The sequence below is a fragment of the Winogradskyella sp. genome (assembly GCF_025210595.1).
In the GTDB taxonomy this organism is placed as follows: Bacteria; Bacteroidota; Bacteroidia; order Flavobacteriales; family Flavobacteriaceae; genus Winogradskyella.
In genome coordinates, this window is sequence record NZ_JAOARH010000149.1 from 1 (window position 1) to 4,626 (window position 4,626).

General features: G+C 32.1%; 5 protein-coding genes. 1 reads left to right on the plus strand and 4 read right to left on the minus strand.

Annotated features, from left to right (window positions below; genetic code table 11):
- The coding region (locus tag N4A42_RS14020) for a DUF1501 domain-containing protein (protein WP_294075296.1) at window positions 1-979 on the plus strand (979 nt) is incomplete at its 5' end.
- A gap of 356 nt (window positions 980-1,335) precedes the next feature.
- Here the strand turns inward: N4A42_RS14020 and N4A42_RS14025 are convergent.
- The 4 genes from N4A42_RS14025 to N4A42_RS14040 form a co-directional block, all read right to left on the minus strand.
- Entirely contained in the window at window positions 1,336-2,010 is a 675-nt protein-coding gene (locus N4A42_RS14025; protein ID WP_294075298.1) for a hypothetical protein, read from the minus strand.
- Window positions 2,011-2,144: 134 nt separating this feature from the next.
- On the minus strand, window positions 2,145-3,284 hold the full coding sequence (locus tag N4A42_RS14030) for an ATP-binding protein (RefSeq protein ID WP_294075301.1): 1,140 nt from the start codon (window positions 3,282-3,284) through the stop codon (window positions 2,145-2,147).
- Window positions 3,281-3,907, minus strand: coding sequence for a hypothetical protein (locus tag N4A42_RS14035; protein ID WP_294075303.1), 627 nt, complete (start codon window positions 3,905-3,907; stop codon window positions 3,281-3,283). Before N4A42_RS14035 ends, N4A42_RS14030 begins: the two co-directional genes overlap by 4 nt.
- Window positions 3,904-4,626, minus strand: a 723-nt coding sequence (locus N4A42_RS14040; protein ID WP_294075306.1) for an SDR family NAD(P)-dependent oxidoreductase, incomplete at its 5' end; no start/stop codon positions are given. The genes N4A42_RS14040 and N4A42_RS14035, both read right to left, overlap by 4 nt.

The window sequence follows — 4,626 nt, forward strand, 5'->3', positions numbered from 1 at the left end:
AATTACAAAAGATGTTATAAAGCTAAATGACGATTTAGGTTTTCATTCTAGTTTAGCTCCTTTGCGCACATTATATGATAATGGTGAACTTTCAATTATCAATAATGTAGGTTATCCAAACCCTGTACGATCACATTTTAGGTCTATGGATATATGGCAAACTGCAAGTAATTCTGATGAGTATTTGCAAAGTGGTTGGTTGGGACGTTATCTAGATAAGTATGGTAAAAAACCATATAACGCTATAGAAATGAACCAACAATTGAGTTTGGCTATGAAAGGGGAGCATTTTAATGGTATTGCCACTAACGATTACAAAGTGCTTTATAAAACAGCAAAAGATCCTTACTTTAAAAGTGTGCTTAATCACTATAATGACACACATTTAAACGAACATAATTTGGGTTACTTGTACCAAACTATGATAGAAGCAAAATCTTCTGCTAAATATATTTATGAAAACACAAAAGTGAAACTGTCGCAGCAAGATTATCCTTCAGGCAAGTTTGCAAAACAATTAAAGAATGTAGCACAGTTTATTAACTCTAATTTAGAAACAAAAGTGTTTTACGCGTCTTTAGGAGGCTTTGATACGCATGCCAATCAGCAATATAAACAAGCTAGGTTATTGTCTCAATACGCAGAAGGTGTATCGGCTTTTGTAAACGACCTAAAACAAAACCAAACGTTTAAAGATACACTTGTTTTAACATTTTCAGAGTTTGGTAGACGAGTAAAACAAAATGCTGCTAATGGCACTGATCATGGTGCTGCTAACAATGTTTTTGTTATTGGAAAAAACCTAAAGAAAGCAGGTTTTTATAATGATTTAGCAAGTTTGAGTGATTTAGATGGTAATGGTGATTTAAAATATGAGATTGATTTTAGAGCGGTTTATAAAACAATACTCATTAATTGGTTGAATGTTTCTTCGGAAGGTATAATTACCTCTAAACACAAATCTTTGAATTTTATTTAATTAAAAACCCTGTTTCAAAATTAGCATTAAGCTAAGTGAAACAAGGTTATGTAATTGATTAATAGCACTTCAAAGATGCGTATAATATTTATGGCTTGTTCAAAATTTTTGATGAATGGTATGAAAAATTGTATAATCGGTACCTAATTAATTTATGATTCGATGAGGTGCAAAAAACACAGACGAAACAAGACTTAAATCTTACTAAATTAACTGTATTTTACTTTATGTGATACTCTAATGGTTTCTTTATAAGACTTATGTAGGTCTAAATTATGTTTTTTATATAAAGTTTAGCGTATTCTATTCTTAAAGCCATTGAGCTAATAAATTAAGTAGCTCGTTACTATAATTATTTATGTGCTTGGATTTAAGTAAACATATCCATCAGCTGGGTCTTGTAAAGTTTCTCCAATACTCCAATAACCTGTTAATTGCGCAGAAGTATTATCATGATTAAGTGTAAATACCATTGAGTAAAATGAGTTGTTATTATCATATGAATATACGCAGGTAATTATATTATCAGAATGTGTCCAAGTTCCGATGGCATTTGTATTATTAGCTATAAGTCCCATGCTACCATCTACATTAAAGTTCATTTCTAAATAGTTGTTGGCGCTTGTTGAATTAGGATCATAATTATAATTACCGTAAAAGTCTCCCATAAACTGATTTTGTACTGTAATAGTTATAGAGTCAGAACCATTAGCGTTTGTTGCAATTAATTCAACTTCATTGCTTCCTATAGATATTGAGCGATCCCAAGAAACAACTCCTGTGTCTTCGTCTACACTAAAACCTAGCGAAGGAGATCCTAAGCTAAATGTTCCAATGTTGCCATTCCAATTTACCGTTGGAGCATTTGTTTGCCCAGTAGAAAAGAATGTGGCATCATAACTTGCGTTAGATAGTGTTAATACTGGTAGTGTGGCTTCTTCGTCTATAGAATCGTCATCGCTTTTACACGAAAAATTTAATAGCATAATTGCGGCAAAAAGAAGATTAAAAATCTTTAAAGATGTTTTCATAATTATTAGTTATTTAGTTGTAAATAAAGTTTTTAAAACTATAAAGCTAGTCGAGATAACACCTTATAAATTAAAGGTTGTGTGATTGGTAATGTATTTTGTACGAATGGTTAATTTTGAGTTGTTGAGTTAGCTTAGCTGTATTTTACTTTTCTGAGAATTCGCATAGATTCTTTAAATAATTTATAGACTTCTTTATTGTAAGCTTTTAAATATGGTTTTGCTTCTGTAAGCTTATCAATAGCGTCAGGGAAAAGATTAAAATAACAAATCAAATAAGTGACAGGAAGGTTTTTGAGGTCAATACGTTCTTGTGTGTTAAGGGTTAATCCTTTTTTTAGTTTTTCTAAAATAGCATTATTGGTGTTGTAGATATGATGTAATACTTTTTTATCGTATTGTGGAGGTTGAAATAAGAGTTTTGATTCTATACTATAATTGGCGTTATTACTGAAATGAATTATGGTTTCTTCTAGTTGTAAATACTTTTTGGAACCTTGTAAACCGAGGTTGACGTATTCTATGATTTTAAAAGAATCGGTAGTATATTCAATAGAAACTTCATCTAGATTGGAGAAAAATAAACGTACTTGTTCGTTGATCAATTCAATATCTACTCGAGAATAAAATACTTCACTTTTCACCACTTTCTTTTGTCCAGACCAGCACAATACAAAATATTCTTTGAATACCATATACTGCGGTGCATAATCTTTTCGCTTATTCATAAAATCAAAAACACCATCCAGAGTATGTTGAATGTTGTTTTGCGCATGCTTTTCTATTGCCGAAACAATGGTAGAATTGACATCTTTGATTTCTATATCAAAAACTTTTGGCATGCTAATGCTGCCTTCTCTAAAGAAGACCGAGCCACCATAATACTTCCAAATGTTTTTACGAAGTGAGGTAATGCTGTTATTGCCTTTAGGCCTAATGGTGACTAAGCCAACAACCTTGTCATCTGGTAAATGTGGAAAAGGAATGTTTTCATATTGTACAATAGGTGGATTGGTCATATAGGCATTGATAAGGTTCTGGATTTTACTGTCATCAAAGAAATCCACACCAATAATTTTATTGTCTTCGTCTTGTACACCAATAACAATAAATGAATTGTTCTGAGGGTTGCTATTACTTAATGCACAAACGTGTTTTAAGAACTTTGCTTTACCTTCTTTTTCGCTGATATTAATCTTTCGCTTTTTATCATAAAAACTGTTCTCATCATTATGAGCGAGTAAGTTTTTGATAAGTAAGCGTTTATTAATCATAATAGTTCTAACTCTCTTTTGATATTCTTTCGGGCTTGTGTTTCAAATTTTCCTTTAAAATACTCAGTAAAATACAAAGAATTCCTATCTAAAAAGTGTTTTAACACTTGTTTTCGACCTTTGTTATACATGAAAGTTGGATAGATTTTATATTCTTTCCGAATATTTGAGCAATACCTTTGATAACTGTCCCAGTGAGAGCCTAATATGGATAAATCAATATCTAATAAATATGCATTATCAGAAATATGTTTATCTGCTAATATGGAATGTTTTTTTGTAGATATAATGAGCGTTTTGATTAGCTCAATTTGAGAATTTTCTAAACTCAATTTTTGTAATCTGTCTACAGCAACTCGAGCACTTTGTTCTTCGTTGTTGTTTTTAGAAGCTTTATATATAATATCGTGATACCATATAGCGAATTGAAATGCTGCTTTATGATGAATTAATGGTTCAACTTCATCATAAGCTTGAAACATATGATGGAGGTGATTTAAAGTGTGATAATGTCGAGATTTTTCAGAATATTGAGTTTCAATTTCATTCCATAATTGAGAAGTCAATTGAGAATCTTTGTTATTACAAAGTTGTGTCCATCTATGTTTTAACTCAGTTATCACATCTCTTTTTTCACAGTAACACTATTGGCTTGAGCTGTTGGAAACACCAGTAAATCAGCAATATTTACATGTGCTGGACGCGAAATGGCAAACTGAATAATTTCTGCAATATCTTCAGCCTGTAATGCTTTATAGCCATTATATACATTGTCAGCAATAGCATCACCTTTAAAACGTACTTGCGAAAATTCGGTTTCTACCAATCCAGGATTTATGGCAGTCACTTTTATGCCATAAGGATTTAAGTCAATGCGCATCCCATCAGTAATAGCTAAAACAGCGTGTTTACTAGCACAATACACGTTTCCTTTTGGGTAAACTTCTTTTCCAGCAGAAGAACCAATATTTATGATATGTCCAGAACAGCGCTCAGTCATTTGTGGAATAATGGCTTTACTTACATAAAGTAAACCTTTGACGTTGATATCCATCATTGCATCCCAATCGTCTAGGCTACCATCTTGTATTGGGTCTAATCCATGTGCATTTCCTGCATTATTGATAAGAATATCTATGTTTTTGAAATCTTCAGGAAGTTGTTCAATGGCATTAAATACCGCGGCTTTATCACGAACATCAAAATTCAAAACATGCACATTGGTATGACGTCCCAGTGCTTTTTGGATGGTTTCTAAACGCTCTTGACGTCTTCCGCAAAGAATAAGGTTGATGCCATGTTTTGCAAATTCGTGAGCAGTAGCACGTCCTATGCCACTTGT

Bases quoted from the DNA above. Each gene is read 5' to 3' on its own strand.
- N4A42_RS14025 (WP_294075298.1), bottom strand. From the start codon at position 2,010: ATGAAAACATCTTTAAAGATTTTTAATCTTCTTTTTGCCGCAATTATG.
- N4A42_RS14030 (WP_294075301.1), bottom strand. From the start codon at position 3,284: ATGATTAATAAACGCTTACTTATCAAAAACTTACTCGCTCATAATGAT.